This is a genomic window from Paenibacillus sp. cl6col (assembly GCF_900102125.1).
Taxonomy (GTDB): domain Bacteria; phylum Bacillota; class Bacilli; order Paenibacillales; family Paenibacillaceae; genus Paenibacillus_B; species Paenibacillus_B suaedae.
The window spans coordinates 154,531-175,144 of sequence record NZ_FNAZ01000004.1 but is presented as its reverse complement, the minus strand read 5'-3'; the positions used below and the strand labels follow the sequence as shown (position 1 = coordinate 175,144).

Here is a 20,614-nt window from a genome sequence, read left to right as displayed (position 1 = left end):
CTCACCTCTTCTTTATCTTGAACCTTGCTCATTATGCACACCTCGCATGGATTCGGAAGTATGATCGTATCATCCTTAGAGCCCTCGATCAACCTGCTACCGAAGATAGGCGAATCGATTTTCCATATATATGTACACAAATAAGAGCCTCCTGGATGGATCAGGAAGCCCTCCCAAATGATTAAGCTATCTTGACTATCTGTACTGTATTTACTAAACCTTCTATTATAATTCACTTTAGTTTCCATTTTATGTCACCCATTCGATATTACGGGCATCAGGATACTTCTTGAATAAGGGGGTTCATATACAATCGATAGTAGAACCCTTCCCGCTTCAGCAATTCTGCATGGGTTCCACGCTCAATAATACGACCTTGCTCGATAACGAGAATTTGATCTGCCTCTCGAATCGTGCTTAACCGATGAGCGATAACGAAGCTCGTACGTCCCTTCATCAAGGTCTGAAGCGCCTTCTGAATATGCATCTCTGTTCTCGTATCAATACTGCTCGTCGCTTCATCCAATATGAGAATAGCTGGGTTCGCCAAGATAGCCCGTGCAATCGTCAGCAGCTGACGCTGCCCTTGACTCAGGTTGCTTCCGTCCTCCGTCAGCACAGCGTCATATCCATCAGGTAGGCGCACGATAAATGAATGTGCATTGGCAAGTTTGGCGGCCTGCTCCACCTCTTCATCCGTTGCCTCTAATCTTCCATAACGAATATTGTCCCTAACCGTTCCGGCAAACAAATAGGTATCCTGCAGCACCATGCCAATCGAGGTACGCAGCTCCTCCTTGTCCATGTCTCTAATATCTTGCCCATCAATAAGGATTGAGCCTTGATCAACATCATAGAAGCGCATGAGCAAGTTTACGACCGTTGTCTTCCCAGACCCGGTTGGACCAACAAGTGCAATTGTCTGACCGGGTCGTGCAGTTAGCACAACCTCCTTCAACACCGGCACATCCTGCTTATATCCGAAGGATACATCTTGGAAGACGACTTCCCCCTTCATGCCTTCTAATGGCAATATCGTCTGCTGATCAGCATACTCCGGCTGTTCATCCATGATCTCAAAAATACGCTCTGCGCCAGCAATCGCCGCCTGCAGCATGTTATACTGATTCGCCAATTCGTTAATCGGGCGGGCAAACTGCTTCGAATAATTGAGAAATGCTGTAATAATTCCAATCGTAATGACGCCTTGAACTGCCATATAGCCACCAACCGCCGCAACTAATGCGAAGCTAATATTGTTAATTGCATTCATAAGGGGAGGAACGAAGCCAGAGAAGGCTTGTGCGTGGATACCCACATGTCTCAGCTGAATATTCTTCTTCTCAAACGCTGCAATTGCTTCTTCCTCGCGGCCAAATGCCTTGATGACCCGCTGACCTGAAATCATCTCTTCAATATATCCATTCAATTCTCCCAGTTCACGCTGTTGATCCGTAAAAAATCGACGCGTTCGCTTCGCTATGCTGCGGGTCACAAACAGCCCCAGCGGTACGACAATTAAGCTAATCAATGTCAGTACAGGACTTAGTGCGATCATCATGCCGATAGCACCAGTTACCGTTATGACACTGGTGAAAATCTGAATCGTACTCTGTGACAGAGAGTTGTTGATATTCTCGACATCATTGGTCAGGCGACTCATCACATCTCCGCGCGGCCGCTCATCAAAGAACTTGAGCGGAAGTGTCTGCACCTTGACGAACACATCCTTGCGAATCGCCTGAACGGTTCGCTGCGAGATGCTTGCCATCATATATGTGTGCATCCATGAGGCTAATGCACCTAGGGCATACACAATAAGCAGCCAAGACACAAGTGATCCGAGCAAGGCGAAGTCGGTTGTCCCTAAGTCGATGCCTAGACTGTCAATAGACTTGCCGATCAAATAAGGACCAATCAGTGCACACACGGAGCTGGCGACGACAAGCAGGAAGACTCCCAGCAGCGGTATGCGTTCCGCACGCAAATACTGCCACAGTCGAATGATAGTCGCCTTGGATTGCTTAGCCTTCTTAGGAGGGCCCATAAGGTGCATGCCCCCTGATCCAGGCCCTTTGTGACCCATCATTTTGACAGAATGGTCAGCGGAACTGCGTTCTTGCTCCCGTCCTATACGGGAATTCTGCTCTGACACGCTAGACCGCCTCCTCTCCGACTTGGGAACGATAAATATCCTGATACACTTCACAGCTATCCAGCAGCTCTGCATGGGTACCTATGCCAACCACATATCCATCATCGAGCACCATGATGCGATCCGCGTCCAGCACGGAACTGATTCGCTGGGCTACTATAAGGCAGGTCGTGCCCTCCAACTGCTCTCGAAACGCCTTCTGCATGCGAGCCTCCGTACCTGTATCCACTGCACTTGTACTGTCATCCAGAATAAGTATGGACGGCCGCTTCAACAACGCTCGCGCAATGGACAGGCGTTGCTTTTGCCCACCGGACAGATTGACGCCTCGTTGTCCAATCATCGTGTCGTAACCTTCTGGCAGCTTCTGAATGAACTCAGCCGCTTGTGCAGCTTCAGCAGCTGCCTGCACTTCCTGATCGGAAGCTGCTGCATTCCCCCAGCGAATATTATCCCGAATTGTCCCGGAGAACAGGATCGATTCCTGAAGCACCATACCAACCCGCTGCCGCAGCTTGCGCAGTGGGATATTTCGAATATCTGTCTCACCCAGCAGAATATGCCCTTCTGTTACATCATAAAATCGTGGAATTAAGTTCACCAGTGTTGATTTGCCTGCACCGGTGGAGCCAAGAATCGCAATCCGTTCCCCTGGCATCGCCGTGAAAGAAATCCGCTTCAGGACAGGCTGCCCTCCTCCACCTGTATAGCTGAAAGAAACTTGATCGAAGACAAGCTGACCATGTGCCTTAGGATAAGCTGTGGTGTGCTCCGCTGAATCCGTTGCTAGTTCTGATTCATGTTCTGTTAGATGTTCCATTGCATGCTCTGACCCATGCTCCACTTCCAGTCCAACGTTACGAACAGCAGCGATATCTGAAATATCCGTCTGTGTATTCAGCACTTCAGATATTCTGTCTGCAGACACCTTAGCCCGAGACAGCATCATAAGCATCATCCCCACCATCATAAGCGCGAACAGAATTTGCATCATATAGTTCGTAAAGGCGATGACTTCTCCCACCTGCATACTGCCGCCGTCCACCTTGATTCCACCGAACCATAGAACAGCTACAATACTGAAATTCATAACCAGCATCATAACAGGCATCATAAGCGCCATAATTCGAGTAGCCTTCACCGTTACTTCTGACAAGTCAGCGTTCCTCTTTTCAAATCGTTCCTGCTCATACGAAGAACGAACAAACGCTTTAATAACACGGATGCCTGCTAAATTTTCGCGCACTACACCATTTAATCGATCGAGTTTGGTTTGGACGTTTTTGAATAGAGGAATACCTTTGCGGAAAATAAGAATAAGTGCCCCGAACAACAAAGGAACCGTTACAACGAATATAAGAGCCATCTGCGCGTTCAGCGCGAACGCCATCGCGATCCCACCCATGAACAATAGCGGAAAGCGAGTCATCATGCGCAGCATCATCAGCACGACGTTCTGCACCTGTACGACATCATTCGTTAAGCGCGTAATCAGAGAGGAAGTATGGAATTGATCCAACTTGTCGAAGGAAAAGGTCTGAATGTTCTTGAACATGGCTAAGCGGATATCTGCGCCAACATGCTGTGAAGCAATACTCGCAAAATAAACGCATCCCATTCCACCCGCAATACCGACAAAGGCGATGCCGACCATCATGAGCCCTGTTCTTGCGATATATCCCATATCCCGATTCACTACACCATAATCTACAATATGGGACATTAGCGTCGGCTGCATCAGATCACATATGACCTCAACGAGCATGAGGAGCATCGCGCATAAAGCCGCTTTTCGATAAGGCAAGATATAAGCAAATAACTGTTTCATGAATACAGCGCACCTTTCACGTTAGTTTGGCAACTAATGATACAAACCGCAGGAGGGGACGGCTCGTAGCCTTATTGCAGAAACCCTTTAACAGCAAACAGCGGCTGCTATTCTATTCGCCTACCCTCTCTTCATCATGAGCAGACAGATTGTGATGCATATGCAGCAAGAAACGACGCAGCAGGATTTTCTCCTCCTCGCGGAATCCTTGGAAGCATTGCTGTTCCACTTCCTTCACGGCCTCCTGCACATGCCCTACGGCATCCTTGCCTCTTGGCAGCAAATATACGCGGGAAACCCGCAAGTCCTCCTCATCCGCACGGCGTTCGATGAGCCCCGCTTTCTCCAGACGATTCAGCATCACCGTAACCGTTGCTGGCTTAATCTTCGCCTTCTCCACTAATTCCTTCTGGCTCCGCCCATCTTGATCACTAAGCAGAAACAGCATTGGCAGCTGCCCAGGATGGATGCCCACATCCTGCACCTTCTTCATCATTTCATTGTTGTATGCCCGCACAACCTGTGACAGCAACACCTCTAACGAATCTAAATACGTATCTTCCATTGCTTATAAACTCCCATCCATTTATTTAGCCGACTACTTATTTTGTGACAGTAGTCTACCACAGAGCTGAATCGGATTCAAGCAGCAGACAACCCCCTCAACCGTACGTAACCTGCACAAAAAAAAAAGCATCTGCTCACGCAGACGCTCTCTTCCCGATTCCCGTATATCATCAACAGTCCTACATACTGCCTTATTTATGGCTAGCATGCAGATCATGCATGTTCTGATGAAGCTCCTTAATCATATGATTCATCAAGTATTGCTCTTGTGAATTCAGTCCGTGCTGATTGTCCTGTGCAATGTATTGCTGGATATTCCGCTTTAACAGTTCATTTCGTCTATCTAACATTTGTTCGTAACTCAAACAGAAGTCACTCCTCGCTTGTTGTACGTGCACAATTTAAGCCTATTTAAGTATAAGGAGTAGACTCCTGTTAGAAAAATGTGGTGTTCCCTCTTCCTGCCGCATCTGACCGCAAGAAGCATCATCTTCATGAAACAGAACGGTTCGCTTGTAATAATGCTCGCTTTTACTCCCTGTTAGTCCCCTGCATCAAATATAAGCCCATTCTTCATCATTCGCCGCCGGGATCAAGTGCCTCTGTTATTCTTGCATAGATGCTTACAATCTCGTCCAGCTTCATACGGACAAGTCCACTGGAGGAAGGGGCGACGAACTCATATACGCCCTCTACAACCGGATCTGCCTGTACACCCCAATTGATGCCCGTACGCCCACTGTACTTCTCATACACACCCTTACCGACAAAGCATACAGCCCTCGGCTTATACATCTCAATTTTCTGACGAAGCTGCTGGCGCCCTTCCGCGTACTCCTCTGCCGTTATCTCCGCAGCCGCTCGAGTCGGACGGGCAACAATATTCGTAAATCCATAGCCTAATTCAATCAGATCGCCATCTTCCTCTGCCCGGAACAACCTCGGAGTCAGACCTGCTCGATAAATGATCTGCCAGAATCGATTGCGTGGATTCGCATAATGATGCCCGGTTGCCCCTGATCTCAAGCTTGGATTGAAACCAACGAACACAATACGCAGATGCGGGGCAAGATGATCGGGAATGGAATCCATCGACATGACCTCCTTCACTTATTTACAACATCATGAGAAATTAGAAAATTTCGCATATTTTTCTAAGTTGCCTCACATAATAGAAGAGCGGCAACTTGCGAAAACGCTTGTGAGCTGCATAACATTCGTTTTCACTGTACCGACTGCGCTTGCAGACATACTTGGAACTTGCCGAGTCAACCGTGAATAGAAGGGCTGTCCATAGGGGCAGTTCTTTTCATTCAGCCCGCGCTTTTATTTATCCCATCTCATCAGCGCGCACAAATAAAAGGAGGGTTCTACCATGTACTATGCAAAAAAACAACCCGAGCCAGTTCCCGAGGAGCAAACATCCATCTGGCAATGCAGTCAGGACGGCTGCTCCTGTTGGATGCGGGAGAACTTCACATTCGACGACACCCCCATTTGCCCGATCTGCCAGTCTACAATGGTTGAATCGTCGCGTATGCTCCCTACACTAACGAACAACACCAATTATGCCCACACGAAGTAGAATCGCTCAGCTTCGACGTCCGCGGCTGGCTTCATCCGTCTATGGACTGAGGCTGGCCGCATTTTTTTTACAGCGAAAGGTCTGTGCGCTCACAATGAGACACAGACCTCTTATTTATTCTTATTTTGTTCTAGCGCTTGTACTAACGAACAACGACTGCCGTACCGCTTACTGCAACCATCAACATGCCTTCTCGCACCACTTCATAATCCACGTCAATGCCGACAATTGCGTTGGCGCCAAGTCGTCTTGCCGCATCCTTCATTTCTTCCATCGCAATGACACGCGCTTCCTTCAATTTGCTCTCATATGCACCAGAGCGACCGCCTACTACATCACGCACAGAGGCAAGGAAGTCCCGTACGACGTTGGCTCCCATGATTGTCTCTCCCGTTACAATATCTATATATTCTACAATTTCTCTGCCTTGAATCGATGGTGTTGTCGTTACGATCATCATTTCATTCCTCCTAAGGGTAGGGTAACTTGAAGTTCTTCATACATTCACTGTTTTCTATAGTATCCAGTATACAACGAGCCATTCACAGTACCTATTGATTAATATGACAATCCGCCCTTATTTACTTACATTTTTGCAACATGCATCTGTTGATGTCTCTACTCTGTCCAATCAGATATCCAGACTACCTTGACAAGACTCTATTCATTTGGTTATATTTTACATGTGAATAATATATCGTAATTTCTTGCGACGGAAGCACCCGTAGGAATGGGCAATCATGCCCTTCTTGCGGGTTTTTTTGTTGTCCTGAAGTTAACGACCAAGAGGAGGTTTACAAATGAAACAGAGAGGTTGGCAAGTCTCAGCAGTGCTGCTCGCCGTGTTGCTTCTACAGCCATTGCTATCAACTGCAACGCAAGCAGCAAGCAAGGAATTGTCCCCCACAGCGAAGAGTGCATTGACGAAGATGGCTGAATCCGCAGCTTCCACCCAAGCCAGCTCCATAGACTCCATGTACAGCGAGCTCATTTCCTTGCAAAATCAGAGCCTGCAGCGAGACAGCACCCTGAAGCAGATGCAAGCCAAAAATAAAGAAACCCTGACTAATGTACGCAGTAAGCTCCAACACTGGGATACCGACAAGATTAATAAACTAGAAGCCTCTCTGAAGCAAACAAGACAACGCTACGAGCCGCTATTCGCTTCATATCAGCTCCTGAACGATCAGCTATCCCGCATGGGCTCCAAGAAAGACGACAAAAAAGAAATCCTGCGCAAGCAGCGCGATATTGTGAAGGCTGCAGTCCAATTAGCAAGAATGGACATTAAAACAAAGGTAGAAGCAGTAAAGAAGGCACGTGAGAGCAAATCAAAATTCGTAAAACGCGTACGTGATATTCTGGCAGGCATCAATACCGTGAATACCCAAATGAAATCAGAACGAAGCACGGTTAGTGAGTTACAGAAACGCACTACGCCACTATGGTCATTGCTCAATCAAGCAATTAAGAAGGGAGACGCCAAAAATTCACTTCAGTCGCTAACATCACTCGTCTCCCTAATTCGTCAAATCGATCAGTCCAAAAAGAAGCTGGAGCAGCACGAGTCACGTATTACGGAAATTGTAAACAAAGCAAAAGGCACCTTTACTTCATGACATAATACAGGCTCTACGGTTCACGCCAACTGTAGATGGTCGCAAATAAAAATCCCCGGAGTTATCCGGGGATCATCATTCACATGCAGCTGCGACGTTGACTAGACGGAAGGGCGCAATCATTCTACCTCCAGCCGAGACCCTAATCGCCGTTCTACACTGACTGCTTATGCTGTTCTAAGGCAGCGTCTATATGCCCTTCTTCATCAGAAGTATGCCGTGTGAAGCGTGCTTCAATTTTTTTGCTAATCAACAGAGACAGGCCTATAAATAGGACGACAAAAATAAGCTGCAACGGATGATCAATAAATCGTTGTATATCGTGACCAATATAGGATACGGAGAATACCATGAGCGCCTTGCCAAAGAGAATCGCAATGAAGAAGGAGCGGATTCGCATGCGCGCAACAGCCGCGACCATATTAATAAGAACGAAGGGACCTACTGGGAAAATACTAAGCAAGAAGACATAACTGAATGCATTATGACGCACCCACAGCATGCTCTTCTTCACCTTCGGCTTCTCAGCCCAGCGAGCGAGCAACGGGTGGCCTGCTGCCTTGCGCACAATGAGGAACGTCAGCATGCAGCCGCTCACGATTCCAATCCATGAATAGAGAAATCCGAGCCACAACCCATATACTGCAGCATTCACACCTACAATAACGAGGGTAGGCAGCGGCGGGATAAAGGACTTCATGAACGTCAGTAATATGCCCGGCAGCGGCCCGAAGGAACGGAATTGCTCCAACAACGCCTTCAAATGCTCTTCGGTAAAATAAGAAGTTATCTCGGATAGTTCCATGTTGTACGTATCCACCAGCCTCTATATTTATCTGTCCAAAAATGGCTCAATATGATTGCCATTGTCATACGAGATGGAAGCTGCCATAAGCTCGCTTCGAACAATAGCATAACATACATCGTCCCCACTATACTGCCTTCCACAACAAAAAAGATCGACAAATAAATGGCGTGGCTGCGAATATAACAAGAGCGAAGCAGAAACACAAAGAGCCGCCCCTGAGGACGGCTCTTTGCTATTCATACGGCATCCCTGCCGCATAAATTAATAAATGCCCCAAACCTTAGGTCTGGGGCATTGTAATTTCGTGTCTTACAGCTTTACAACGTTCTCAGCTTGTGGTCCACGGTTGCCTTCAACTACGTTGAACTCAACGCGTTGGCCTTCGTCCAACGTTTTGAAGCCGTCGCCAGTGATTGCGGAGAAGTGTACGAATACATCGTTACCGCCTTCAACTTCGATGAAACCGAAACCTTTTTCTGCGTTGAACCATTTAACTGTACCTGTTTGCATGAACAAATACCTCCTAAAATTTACATGACCTCTTATTTACATAAATAAATAAAATTCACATATTGGACAAGGTTATTCTATCTTCAAAATAACCCTCTGCAATATGTGAATCAGGTCAAATTTGAATATAGTCATCTTACCACAAGGTTACCCAAATAGCAATTCCTGTTTTTTAATTTGTTTTAATTTCCCGTTGTCCAAGTCTTCTCAGGCTCAGACAACGTCAGCGTATTCAACTAATTGACCACATCTACGTGCTCAACCTTCTTTATTGTCATGTACATTACGAATGCACCGATCAGTGCCAAGATGATCGGAACGATAATGATTGAATTCAGCGAGACTCCCCCATTATTCGAGCACACGATGGAAACAATGAGCAAGGAAGACATGATCGTCGTCGGTGTCGAATATTTTCTCATGCCGAAATATAGCGGAATGAGGCTCATAATGCTTGCAGCCATTGCATTCATGATCAACTTCAATGCCCCTCCCCCAATTATCGACAAAGTCAGGGGCTCTTGTATAATGGGTACAATTGCATTTGCTGTCAACAAGATCGCGTTGAGCACAATTTCAGACACAATAATATTGCTAAATGTGAAAATGGCGATAATGGCCAACTTGCTGAGGAGGATCTTTTTCCGACTTATTGGATACATAAATAGGATGTTTATTGTCTTTGATTTATATTCATCAATAATGAACCGAGATATCAATACTGCTGCAAAGACGATAAAGATCATTCGTACAAATGAATCCACACCCACAAAAAGGGCAGTGTAATCCGCGAAAACAACTTCTTCCATCATGTTAGGACTGTATAACATTAAGAATAAGATGGCAATCGCGACAATATTTGCAATAATTGCGTTTCGAATATACCCTCCTATGTGATGCTTCCGAAGCTCCAAAGCTATCAAATTACGCAACATGATCGCCTCCATCCAACAAAGATAAGAAGTATTCCTCTAAAGAGCTGTTTTTCTTATGGATCGATTCTATTAAAATATCGTTCACGACCAGTTCCTTCGTCAGCACTCCCTGCTGGATATTCGGATCATATACTCGAATTATGCGCTCATCCATGACTCGTAGATTGTGTATGCCTAGTTTATCTTCGAGCAGGAACGCAGCTCGCGTGCAATCATTCGTCACAATCTCAATATATTCGCTATTTTTCATACGAACCTCATCCATAGACACTTCTGCAATTAATCGACCCTTATTAATGACACCAATCGTATCTGCAACAAGCTCAATTTCACCCAGCAGATGACTTGATATCAATATCGTTGTACCATATTGTCTGCTCAGCATGAGAAGCAAATCGCGTATCTCCTTAATCCCTATCGGATCCAGCCCATTAATAGGTTCATCCAACAGAAGCAGCTCCGGCTTCGTTGCGATCGCTCTGGCGATCCCTAGCCGCTGTTTCATTCCAAGCGAGAAATCTTTAACTGCTTTATCACCCACATGGTTGAGCTTCACCAGCTCCAATGCCTCATCTATGGCCTTCATGTTGTGATATCCCATGTACTCGCAGTGCAGCTCCATATTCTCTCGTGCCGACAGCTTGTCATAAAATACAGGGTATTCGATAATTGTCCCCATCCGAGCCAGCAGATGATACGACTTAGGGGCTAGCGCTTCCCCGAATACTTCAATTTGACCCATTGTAGGCTTAATTAAGTTCGTAATCATTTTCATAATTGTTGTCTTACCGGCCCCATTCGGACCCAAAAATCCATATATCTCTCCTTGACGGATGTTCATATTCACATTCGAGACAACCTCTTTGTCTAGGAACGTCTTTGTCAAATGATGTGTACGTAATAAATACGTCATGCCAGTATCTCCTCCCGCTCAATGCGTGCTTCCCGATGACTTTATTGTATGAGGCATTCCTCTCTAATTCCTTACTCAATCCTTACAAAAATCTTAAGCTCTATTTGCTCTTCATTCAGTCTCACTCGACACACCTTGGTATTCATGAAGCCGATTGCTAGATTATCTGCTCTACTCATTATCGTACGGGCATGGGAGCGTTTCAATCCGTTATTTCCTTCTGATAGCGATGAATAGTTATTAAGTTGGAGGCATATAGATGGATTATCAGGTATGAATCAACTCTAGTAGGTTAATACTTGTAGTATGTATACAAACTAGTATTTTCTTATCATTGACAAATTGTTCCTCGTAACCTATATTGAGCTTGATAGTTCCCTATGCCTATGATTACAGTCATCTTCGCTTGGATAAGAGGTGTTATGATTGATCAATCACATAGGGCACACTAATCGAAAGATTAGGCCGCAAAGCTTCGGAGTCTAACGGTTCTACGACCTATGATAGTCCAGCTGCAACTAACAATTCTGTTACTTGCAGCTGGACTTTTTTTATTTATGTGAAGTTCTGGCGGAATTAACTTTCCGTTGAGCTATATAAATAAGAATGAGGAGGCATGGACTCACTTCGGTAGGGGAGGAATAAAATGAAAAAATGAGGTGGCGAATTGAATGAAACGTAGAGTAAAGTTGGCCGTAACATGGCTGTGCGTATTTGCCGTGTTCTTCGGGTTTATTCCTCACACACTGCAAAGTGCAGATGCAGCCGCACGTGATCCAATTTGGCCAGAGCCAGGTGCTGTGAAATTAAGCAAGACAGCGAAGCCAACCGGGACGCCAGGAGAGTGGCAGATTACTCTGACCGCCGAAGGGAAGAACGTTGAAGCCGGTGACACCGATGTTGTACTTGTCTTAGACAAGTCAGACAGTATGAAAAGCTACAAACGGTTAGACAATGCCAAAAAAGCTGCGGAGAAATTTGCAAATACACTGCTTTTGTCCAACGTCAAAACAAGAATTGCTCTTGTCACGTTTAGCACCAGCGCAGAGGATACATCATCCGGATTCCTTGGCCAGAATGATAAACAGCAGCTCCTGAACAAAATTAAGGGCATCTCGGCTTCCGGAGGGACAAACATACAAGGCGCTCTCAACACAGCACATCAGTTACTAACTACAAAGAGTTCAGCTAAAAATAAATTTATTGTGCTGCTTAGCGACGGTGCGCCAACGTTCAGTTCTCCTGCAAAAAAGGCCGCTCCTTATTCATGGCCCAACAACAAGTATAACTTTGTACTGTCCAACTTTGACTACACCAAGACTATCGGATCCGGCAGCAGCTATGAATTATCCTCTGGCTTGTTTGGGGATCGATACAAAGTAGATAACTATACGGTTAAGGACAATGGAATTCCTACGATATCTCAAGCCAAAGCATCCAAGGATGCAGGAGTCACCATTTATTCGATTGGGCTTGAGGTCGGCAATGATGCTAACGCTGTATATGTATTAAAGAACAGCGCTTCAGCAAACAACTATTACCCATCTGACAGCGCGGAGCTGGAGAAGGTTTTCTCTGAACTGGCAGGGAAAATTTCCTACGCGGCTGAAAATGCTGTAGTCAAGGATCCGATGGGTGAAATGTTTAACCTTAATTTCAAGGGCAATGCACCTGTTGAAAAGCAAGACTATACAGCATCTCAAGGCACGGTGAAATGGGATGCAGCTTCGGAAACGTTTGTATGGGACGTTGGCAACATTGTAGAGGGAAGTCCGGCAACCCTGACATATACCATCAAAATGGACTCTTCTAAAAATCCGAGTGCCGATGTCAATTACCCGACAAACGGACGTACCACCATGGAATACACAGATGTGAATAGACAACGTACAACAAAAGATTTTGAAGTGCCACAAGTCAGCTTCGGCAAAGGCTCCATTCTTGTGAAAGGCTACAAGGTTAATGAACAAGGCGAGCCTATTAACGCAGACGGCAAGGTTGTCGAACGTGTGGATCTTGCAGAGCAGTTGTACAGCGAGTCTTTCACTGTCAATGGGAAGGATGCGCTGGATATAGGGCCGAAGTACAAGGTTCCTGCTCCGAAGCTCGACAACTATGTGTTGAAAAAGGGCACCGACCCTACAGAAGAAACGTTAACACTGCAGGAACCTAACAAAACAGTATGGTTCGGATATATGCTAGCTCCACAAAAGCTAACGATTAAGTATGTAGATAAGGACTCCGGCACATCCATCGCTGACGACGATACTTCGCTCTCCGGCACCGACGGACAGACGATTACGTTGAAGGCACTCGACATCCCGGGATACACGCCTGAGAACGCCGAAGTTCAATACACATTTAAGGCCAAGGACAACGAATATACCTTCTTCTACAAGAAGACAGCACTCCCTATCACGATCAAGTTCATCGATAAGGATACCGGCAAGTCCATCGCTGACGACGACACATCTCATTCAGGTAAAATTGGCGAGGCCGTTACGTTGAAAGCTCTGGACATCCCAGGCTACACGCCTGAGAAGGCGGAGGTAACCTACACTGTAAAAGCTGCGGATAATGTGGTTACCTTCTTCTACAAGAAGACGGATCTCCCTATTACCATCAAGTTCGTCGATAAGGATACCGGCAAGTCCATCGCTGACGACGACACATCTCATTCAGGTAAAATTGGCGAGGCCGTTACGTTGAAAGCTCTGGACATCCCAGGCTACACGCCTGAGAAGGCGGAAGTAACCTACACTGTCAAAGCAGCCGATAACGTAGTTACCTTCTTCTACAAAGCGAACGCTCAAAAAGTAATCATCAAACATGTCAGCAGTCTTACAAACAGAGAAATCGCTGCCCCAACATCTGAACAAGGTGTCACTGGCCAGACGATTACGTTGAAGGCTCTAAGCATTCCAGGCTTTACAGCTGACAAGGCTGAAGATAGCTATACGTTCAAGGCCGAGGACAATGTATACACATTCTGGTATACGCCAAGCCAACAGACACTGACAGTGGAGTATTTGAGTAAAGAAACCAAAGAAACACTTGCAGATTCTGAAACTCATAACCGGCCTACCGGCACGAAGCTTGGGTTGGAAGCCAAGAAGATTCCTGGCTATACGCCTGAGGTAGAAAGAGAGCTTTACACATTCACAGATAAAAACGACACGTACAAATTCTTCTACACCGCGAATCCACAAAAAGTAACCATCCACTACATTGACCAAGACACCAAGCTTCCTATCGCAAAAGATTCTTCGAAAGACGGCAAAACTGGAGAATCAATAACACTGACTGCACTAGAAGTCACAGGCTACACTCCAGTCAATCCAGAAGTAAAATACACGTTCACTGCTGAGGCTAACCAAGAGCACACCTTCTTCTACACCAAGAAGGACGTTACTCCTCAAGAACGCACCGTGCACGTCCACTATAAGGATGCAGCTACTGGCACAGTTCTGAAGGAATCCACTTCAACAAGCGGCAAGGTTGGAGCAACCATCACACTGAGAGCAGAAGATATTACAGTTGATGGTGCAATCTACGTGCCAGACTCCTACCAGCATGAATACACAATCACTGAGCAAGCTAAACAATCCTATACGTTCTTCTACAGCAAGAAAGAGCTGCCAACCTATTTCGTGACTGTTCATCACCTTGAAGAAGGCACTGACGCAGTGCTGCATGAGCCTACTACGGTCAGCGGCAAGTCTGGCGAAGTCGTTCATGTAACAGCAGAGCCAATCTCCGTAGCAGACGCTGTCTATCAGCCTTTAAAGTTCAATCATGACATTACGATTGACGGAACTCCAGAACAACAGTACACGATTTACTACAAAAAGGGCGATCCTGTAGAGGCATTGCTGCTGACGGTACTGCATCTGGATAAGGAGACTCTTGCACCGGTAGCAGAACCAACTTCGTTGAAAGGCAAAGCCGGAGAGCACATCACACTGAAGCCAACACCGATCACAGTGACAGACGCTGTATACAATCCAGAGCAGTCTACTTACAACTATGTCTTCACTGCAGATGCTTCACAGACGTTCAGGATCCTCTACATCAAGAATCCAATCAGCAAGCCAGATCAGCAAGTAACGATTAAATATGTGGAACAAGGAACAGGCAAGCAGCTCGTAAATCCAACGATTAAGAGCGGCAAAGCGGGGGAGAAGGTCGAACTTACGGCACTGTCCATATCGGGGTACACACCTGTGAAATCCACTGACACTTACACCTTCACCGATAAGGAAGGGCAAGAGTACATCTTCTATTACACGCAAAGCTCAAGTGGCGGAGGCAGCAGCAGTGGCGGCAGCAGTACCTCCTATTATCCAAGCTCCAAGCCATTGCCACCAGTTCCACCATTGCCACCGGTGCCGAAGTTAGAAACGCAATATCATTACAATTACATCAATGGATATCCGGATGGGGAAATCAAGCCGAAAAAACTGATCAGCCGCGAAGAAGTGGCTGCTATCTTCTACCGCTTAATGGAGAATACCACACGGGCCAACTTCTTGAAGGGCACCAACTCTTACAAGGATGTAGCCGAAAAGCGCTGGTCGAACAGACACATCTCCACGATGGAGAGTGCAGGGATTATCACTGGGTACCCAGATGGCACTTTCCTGCCAGAAAAACCGATTACAAGAGCAGAGTTCGCCGCAATTGCTTCCAGATTCGATAAGCTGAATGAGCAGACGAATACACTGTTCTCCGATATCAGCGGTCATTGGGCAGAGAAATACATCGTATCGGCAGCAAACAAAGGCTGGATTAAGGGTTATCCAGATGGCAAGTTCAAGCCAAATCAGTACATCACTCGTGCCGAAGCAATGGCGTTCATCAACAGCGTACTGAACCGAAAAGTGCACAACGATGATGTCCACAAAGACGCGAAGAAATGGCCGGATATCGCCCCTACGGATTGGTACTATTCCGATGTGATGGAAGCGACGAACTACCATGACTACCACCGCAACAAGGATGAATTCGAATCGTGGGAGAAAGTAAACGCTGATGTCGTGTACCCATAATCGCGACTGAGCACGAATATGCAGCAAAGCGCCTCTTCGACGCATGTCGAGGAGGCGCTTCTTCTATGTAGGGCTCTTAGCTCGCAAATAGCTTAGCCATAAATTCATAAGTTAACGGCATGCTGCTCTTCAAATCGTCCCTTGTCGTATCGCTAAACAAATACAAGCTAGCAGCTTCAGCGAAATACTCCGTTGGATACGTCGAGACATAGCCATCACCTTTATATTTTACACTTGCTTCTTTATTGAAAATGGTATTGAATTCCTCAGTACCACTAATTTCATTGAAAACGAGTCGGTCAACCGCATGCAGTGTCTCGTGAATTTCCAGATTCAACGAATTGTGCCCCTTCCCTTTCTCGCTATACCCGATGCGAACCGCCACAACTCGCTCGCTCACTCCAGGAACATCGTCCCATGTCAATCCAGTGCCTTCCCACCCTCTTGGTACTACTCCCTTCAGGTAAGCAAGTTCTGGCTCGTCCGTAATGGCTCCTTGTGTAAGCTTAATCTTAACTCCTTTACTATATAGAGCATTCAAGACCGATGTCGGAAACTTCTCCAGCCGCTGCTTCATTGCAGCTGCCTCACTTCGATTGTAATCGCCGTTAGGCAATACAACCAGCTTGTCCAGAATAGTCTGCTCCTGCGCTTGAACCGGAACTGCGAATAATGGGCATACGATGATAACAGCAAGAATAAGTGCGACAACACGCTTGTCCCATTTCACGATACATTCTCCTCCCGAAGCGAACAGCTGAATAACCGATTCAACACTGCCCTGCTTCATGATTGGTAACTGGCTGGCTTAGCGAGATTCGCTGTAGCCCCTATAGCTTTGCGTCACCATTTTTCAATGGCTTTGCCCTTGTGAAATACGGAGTGCATGATATGAAGTTTGCAAGCAATAAAAAAAAGATCCCCACTTACCGAAATAAGAAGGGATCGTAACGTACATGGACGTTGCCGCTATTCCTCTATAATCGGTAACTGGCTGGCTTAGCGAGATTCGCCGTAGCCCCTATAGCTTTGCGTCGCCATCTTTCGATGGGTTTGCCTTTATCAATATAGACTCTATTGAAATGGAAAATAAATCTATTAGTGCTATATCACTAGATTAATGCTGCTAGAATCGAAAGTCAAGCAGGTAACGGCAAAATTTTACAAGAAAATCGAGTCCTTTTTCCTCCCTATGCCTGAACTTGTCGCATTGTCCCATAACAAAGAGCCCCGATACAATCGGAGCCCCTTCCTCTATGAATCTACCTACTACATCACTGCCTATAGATTTACTTCGTATGCTCTAGAAGGCTTCACCAGGAATGATTTCATTAGATGCCTTGGACAAATTATTGGCTGTTGCTTGTCGGCCATCTGCAATCGACAGAATGAATATACGATAGGCAACACCACTTCGGAGTGCGGATCCTGTAATGTCCTTATCTGAAGAAGTAAGCGTCAGGATACCCTCCTCCGATACCTTCACCACACGATATCCTCCGTTGCGTACCCGATTGGCTTCCGTCAATGTAAAGCTATCTGCGTATCCAGAAGGAACTGCCATTATCGCGTAATAGGCGATGCCCTTGCTATCTGCTGCCTTATCGAATGATACTTTGAGGATTGCTCCTTCCCCTTCCAGGACAGCAGTTACATTCGCCGCTGCCGGAACAGCAGGATCAAGCAGCATAAACTCCTCGGAAGGAGCAGAGAGAGCATTGGATGCACCTTTCCCTCCGGATACAGATAAGATAAATACTCGGTATGCCATCCCTTTTGAGAGCTGCTTGCCGTACACATCACGTGCAGCATCAGGCAGCATCTCCTTCACAGCGCCCGCCTGCTTAGATACCTTCTTATAATTGATTGCCGATACGGTATTTGCAGCAGATAGCTTATAGCCATCCGCCTTCTCCGAAGGAACGATTAGAATTCGATACTCGCCAATTGTGGAATCATTAGCAGGTGCCGAGAAGCTCACTTCCACATCCCGACTATTGCCGCTGTTCTTTGTTCCTTTCACAGCAACATTTGTAACTGTGTCTGCCCCTAGGTTATCCTCCAAGACGATATTTGGAGAAGGTGCAGACAATGCATTGGCTCCGCTGTCATTGTCTCCTACTGACAAAATAAAGACTCGATAACTAACGCCATTTTTAATGGACGAACCATCCACATCACGAGCATCCGAGGACAACGTCAAAGTATGATTCGCTCCGTTCGTTTTGACAACTGCGTAATTGGATCGCGATACTTCACTAGCCGCAGAGACGCCGAACTGACTTGCATTCGCTGATTTTACGACCAGCACTCGATATTGTCGTATATTCGACTCATCTACTGCTCGGGTATATGCTACCTGTAGATCTCGGCCATCACGATAATCGCTAACATCCTTAACACCCACATTCGTAGCGGAGTATACCACAGCACGATTCTCCAGTGTAATCGGCCAAGACGGATTGGATAAGGCATTGGAGTAACTGCCCTTCCCAACAGATAAGACAAATACCTGATAACTGACTCCATTTCGAATAGAAGAGCCATCCACATCACGGGCATTGGAAGGCAGCACAATACTTTGATGTCGTCCCGTTGTACTGACAGCGATATAATTTGATCTAGATATTTCATTTGCACCGGACAGTGTAAATCGATTAGCATCTGAGGACTTTACGACCATAATTCGATACTGGCTAATATCCGACTCATCCGATGCCCGCTCGAAGTTAACTCGCAAATCACGGCCATCATTATAATCGCTGACATCACTGACCGTTACATTCTTAGATGCCTGAACATTCCCTTTATTGTTGAGTACGATCGCAGAAGATGCTGCGGAGAGTGCAGAAGCATTGCCATCCTTGGCTACTGCCATTACGAATACGCGGTACGTCTCCCCATTGCCAATATAAGATCCCTGTACATCTCGGGCATTGGACGGCAATGTCGTCGTTATGTTGTATCCATTCCGCGCGACATCATAATATCTGCCGGACGGAACTCGGTTCGCATCGGACAGATCGAAGCTTCCGGCATCTCGGTTTCTGACTACAAAGATCCGGTAATAGCTCACCTTCGATTCATCGCTGGAACGAATAAAGCTGACCTGCAAGTCACGGCCATCCCCGTAATTGCCCACATCATCCACTTTTGTAATGGACGGCGCCGCGATCGGGCGATCCAGCGTAATAGAGGATGAACCTGCAGACAACGCATGCGGAGACACCTTGCTATTGCTGCTTACAGAGAGTACAAATACGGTATATGAAGTATCGCTGCGAATATAATCACCGGATACATCTCTTGAGGAAGAGGAGAGCGTTGTCGCTAACGTAGAATTGGAACCAGATTTGGAGATTGTCGTGTAGAATGAGTTGGGCACAGCATTTGCAGCAGCCGTGTCAAACCGATTGGCATCTCTTGTCTTCACAACGTGGATTTGATAATTCGCGATGTAATCATCATACTGCGGACGTGTAAAGCTGACCTGTAGATCTCGGCCATCTCCGTAGTCGGCCACATCGCGTACTTGCACATTGCTTACAGCGGACACTGTTGTGTTCGTTAATGTTAGGGTTTGGGAAGCTGAAGATAACGCCGACTTGTTCGTGCCTTTGCCTACCGCAAGCACTAACACCGCGTAGGATTGACTCTTCTTCAGAAGGTCTCCATCTACATCGCGAGTGTTGGATGTAAGCGACACTTGTTGTGGCCCGCCAATCGGGAACGCCACGGTATATTGACCTGTAGGAACAGCCAATGCTTGCGACAAGGTGAATCCATAGACATTCGCGGCCTTCACTACAAATACGCGATAGTGATCCACCGCTGATTCCATTGCCGATTTCAAGAAGCTGACCTCCACATCACGGCCATCTCCATACTTGCCAGTCGTTTGCGCGCTGACACTTGTTACTGGGGATACCGTTTTGTTTGCAGGGAGTGTCCGAATATAAACGCTCTGTGATCGCTGATCCCAGCCTACCTCTGCCCCAATTGCCTCACTGACGAAGCGTACAGGCACCATGGTTCTCCCTAGCAATGTCTGCGGCGGTACATCAAGTACAACAGCGGAGCCGTTTATGGTCGCTGCCTTGGAGCCAATCTTCAGCACAATGGTAGTATCGTCCTTAATGGCCGTCACCATTTGCTTTCTCTGATCCCACAACACCTTGGAATCAAGCGCTTCGAATATGGCGCGCATCGGAAGCATCGTTCGACCCTGAAGCGTTGTCGGTGGCTGATCCGTAACCAGCTTCACCCCATCCATGTAAATGCTGATGGATGCAGCTGCTTGCAGCTGTGTAGGAATGACAAGCAGCAGCATGACAACTGCCACAATCCCTGACAGTATCCTTTTCACCCGTTCCTCCTCCTCGTTCACCAAGCATGATAATCCAATATATGTCTTCCTGTTGCCTTCTTAACGTGGCAATCTAGAGAAAGGTTTCGCTCTAAGTTGCAATCATTCAAATTTGGGCTTGTCCTTTTTTTCGCATGGCTTCCATTACTATTCAACAGGATAGTTACTATATAAAATAACCGTACTTTTATTAGAAAAGCAGTTCGATTATGATAACAGCACAGCATGCGCATGTTGAATTCATAATTTCGGAATGTGATGGAGCAAGGCCTAGGAGGAA

The 20,614-nt window shown here is 46.5% G+C and carries 15 protein-coding genes and 3 riboswitches; of the genes, 3 read left to right on the top strand and 12 right to left on the bottom strand.

Going from position 1 to position 20,614, the window contains the following annotated elements; translation table 11 throughout:
* Positions 1-277 precede the first annotated feature (277 nt).
* The 5 genes from BLS15_RS12675 to mug form a co-directional block, all read right to left on the bottom strand.
* Positions 278-2,056, bottom strand: coding sequence for an ABC transporter ATP-binding protein (locus BLS15_RS12675; protein ID WP_051249985.1), 1,779 nt, complete (start codon positions 2,054-2,056; stop codon positions 278-280).
* 100 nt (positions 2,057-2,156) lie between these two features.
* A complete protein-coding gene (locus tag BLS15_RS12670) occupies positions 2,157-3,983 on the bottom strand; it encodes an ABC transporter ATP-binding protein (protein ID WP_021255726.1) in 1,827 nt (608 codons plus the stop codon).
* 112 nt (positions 3,984-4,095) lie between these two features.
* Positions 4,096-4,548: a MarR family winged helix-turn-helix transcriptional regulator gene (locus BLS15_RS12665; protein WP_021255725.1), complete on the bottom strand. Its 453-nt coding sequence runs from the start codon at positions 4,546-4,548 to the stop codon at positions 4,096-4,098.
* A gap of 193 nt (positions 4,549-4,741) precedes the next feature.
* The gene (locus tag BLS15_RS28980) at positions 4,742-4,915 is read right to left on the bottom strand and encodes a hypothetical protein (protein ID WP_005543625.1); all 174 of its coding nucleotides are present in this window, start codon (positions 4,913-4,915) and stop codon (positions 4,742-4,744) included.
* Positions 4,916-5,126: 211 nt separating this feature from the next.
* Complete coding sequence (gene mug, locus BLS15_RS12660; protein ID WP_021255724.1) at positions 5,127-5,642, bottom strand: G/U mismatch-specific DNA glycosylase; 516 nt, start codon at positions 5,640-5,642, stop codon at positions 5,127-5,129.
* A 283-nt stretch (positions 5,643-5,925) separates the two neighbouring features.
* Here mug and BLS15_RS12655 point away from each other — a divergent pair, with 283 nt between their 5' ends.
* On the top strand, positions 5,926-6,135 hold the full coding sequence (locus BLS15_RS12655) for a cold-shock protein (RefSeq protein ID WP_021255723.1): 210 nt from the start codon (positions 5,926-5,928) through the stop codon (positions 6,133-6,135).
* 142 nt (positions 6,136-6,277) lie between these two features.
* Here BLS15_RS12655 and BLS15_RS12650 read toward each other — a convergent pair whose 3' ends face one another.
* Positions 6,278-6,592, bottom strand: a complete 315-nt coding sequence (locus BLS15_RS12650; RefSeq protein WP_021255722.1) for a YbjQ family protein — start codon at positions 6,590-6,592, stop codon at positions 6,278-6,280.
* A gap of 343 nt (positions 6,593-6,935) precedes the next feature.
* Between BLS15_RS12650 and BLS15_RS12645 the strand changes: the two genes are divergently transcribed.
* Complete coding sequence (locus BLS15_RS12645) at positions 6,936-7,754, top strand: hypothetical protein (RefSeq protein WP_028533507.1); 819 nt, start codon at positions 6,936-6,938, stop codon at positions 7,752-7,754.
* Between the two features lie 154 nt (positions 7,755-7,908).
* On the opposite strand, the gene BLS15_RS12640 is transcribed toward BLS15_RS12645, so the two are convergent.
* From BLS15_RS12640 to BLS15_RS12625, 4 genes are all read right to left on the bottom strand, one after another.
* Complete coding sequence (locus BLS15_RS12640; protein WP_021255720.1) at positions 7,909-8,559, bottom strand: TVP38/TMEM64 family protein; 651 nt, start codon at positions 8,557-8,559, stop codon at positions 7,909-7,911.
* Between the two features lie 312 nt (positions 8,560-8,871).
* A complete protein-coding gene (locus BLS15_RS12635) occupies positions 8,872-9,072 on the bottom strand; it encodes a cold-shock protein (protein WP_005543633.1) in 201 nt (66 codons plus the stop codon).
* A 236-nt stretch (positions 9,073-9,308) separates the two neighbouring features.
* The gene (locus BLS15_RS12630) at positions 9,309-10,007 is read right to left on the bottom strand and encodes an ABC transporter permease (RefSeq protein ID WP_021255719.1); all 699 of its coding nucleotides are present in this window, start codon (positions 10,005-10,007) and stop codon (positions 9,309-9,311) included.
* Positions 9,997-10,920: an ABC transporter ATP-binding protein gene (locus BLS15_RS12625; protein WP_021255718.1), complete on the bottom strand. Its 924-nt coding sequence runs from the start codon at positions 10,918-10,920 to the stop codon at positions 9,997-9,999. The genes BLS15_RS12630 and BLS15_RS12625 overlap by 11 nt, the downstream gene beginning before the upstream one ends.
* A 432-nt stretch (positions 10,921-11,352) precedes the next feature.
* Positions 11,353-11,440, top strand: a riboswitch (cyclic di-GMP riboswitch).
* A gap of 151 nt (positions 11,441-11,591) precedes the next feature.
* Between BLS15_RS12625 and BLS15_RS12620 the strand changes: the two genes are divergently transcribed.
* A complete protein-coding gene (locus tag BLS15_RS12620; protein ID WP_090511810.1) occupies positions 11,592-15,968 on the top strand; it encodes a MucBP domain-containing protein in 4,377 nt (1,458 codons plus the stop codon).
* Positions 15,969-16,044: 76 nt separating this feature from the next.
* Here the strand turns inward: BLS15_RS12620 and BLS15_RS12615 are convergent, their stop codons facing one another.
* Positions 16,045-16,698, bottom strand: coding sequence for an anthrax toxin lethal factor-related metalloendopeptidase (locus BLS15_RS12615; RefSeq protein WP_028533504.1), 654 nt, complete (start codon positions 16,696-16,698; stop codon positions 16,045-16,047).
* A gap of 61 nt (positions 16,699-16,759) precedes the next feature.
* A riboswitch (cyclic di-GMP riboswitch) is annotated at positions 16,760-16,845 on the bottom strand.
* Between the two features lie 105 nt (positions 16,846-16,950).
* A riboswitch (cyclic di-GMP riboswitch) is annotated at positions 16,951-17,036 on the bottom strand.
* A 235-nt stretch (positions 17,037-17,271) separates the two neighbouring features.
* On the bottom strand, positions 17,272-20,334 hold the full coding sequence (locus BLS15_RS12610) for a copper amine oxidase N-terminal domain-containing protein (protein ID WP_036667606.1): 3,063 nt from the start codon (positions 20,332-20,334) through the stop codon (positions 17,272-17,274).
* Positions 20,335-20,614: the final 280 nt, after the last annotated feature.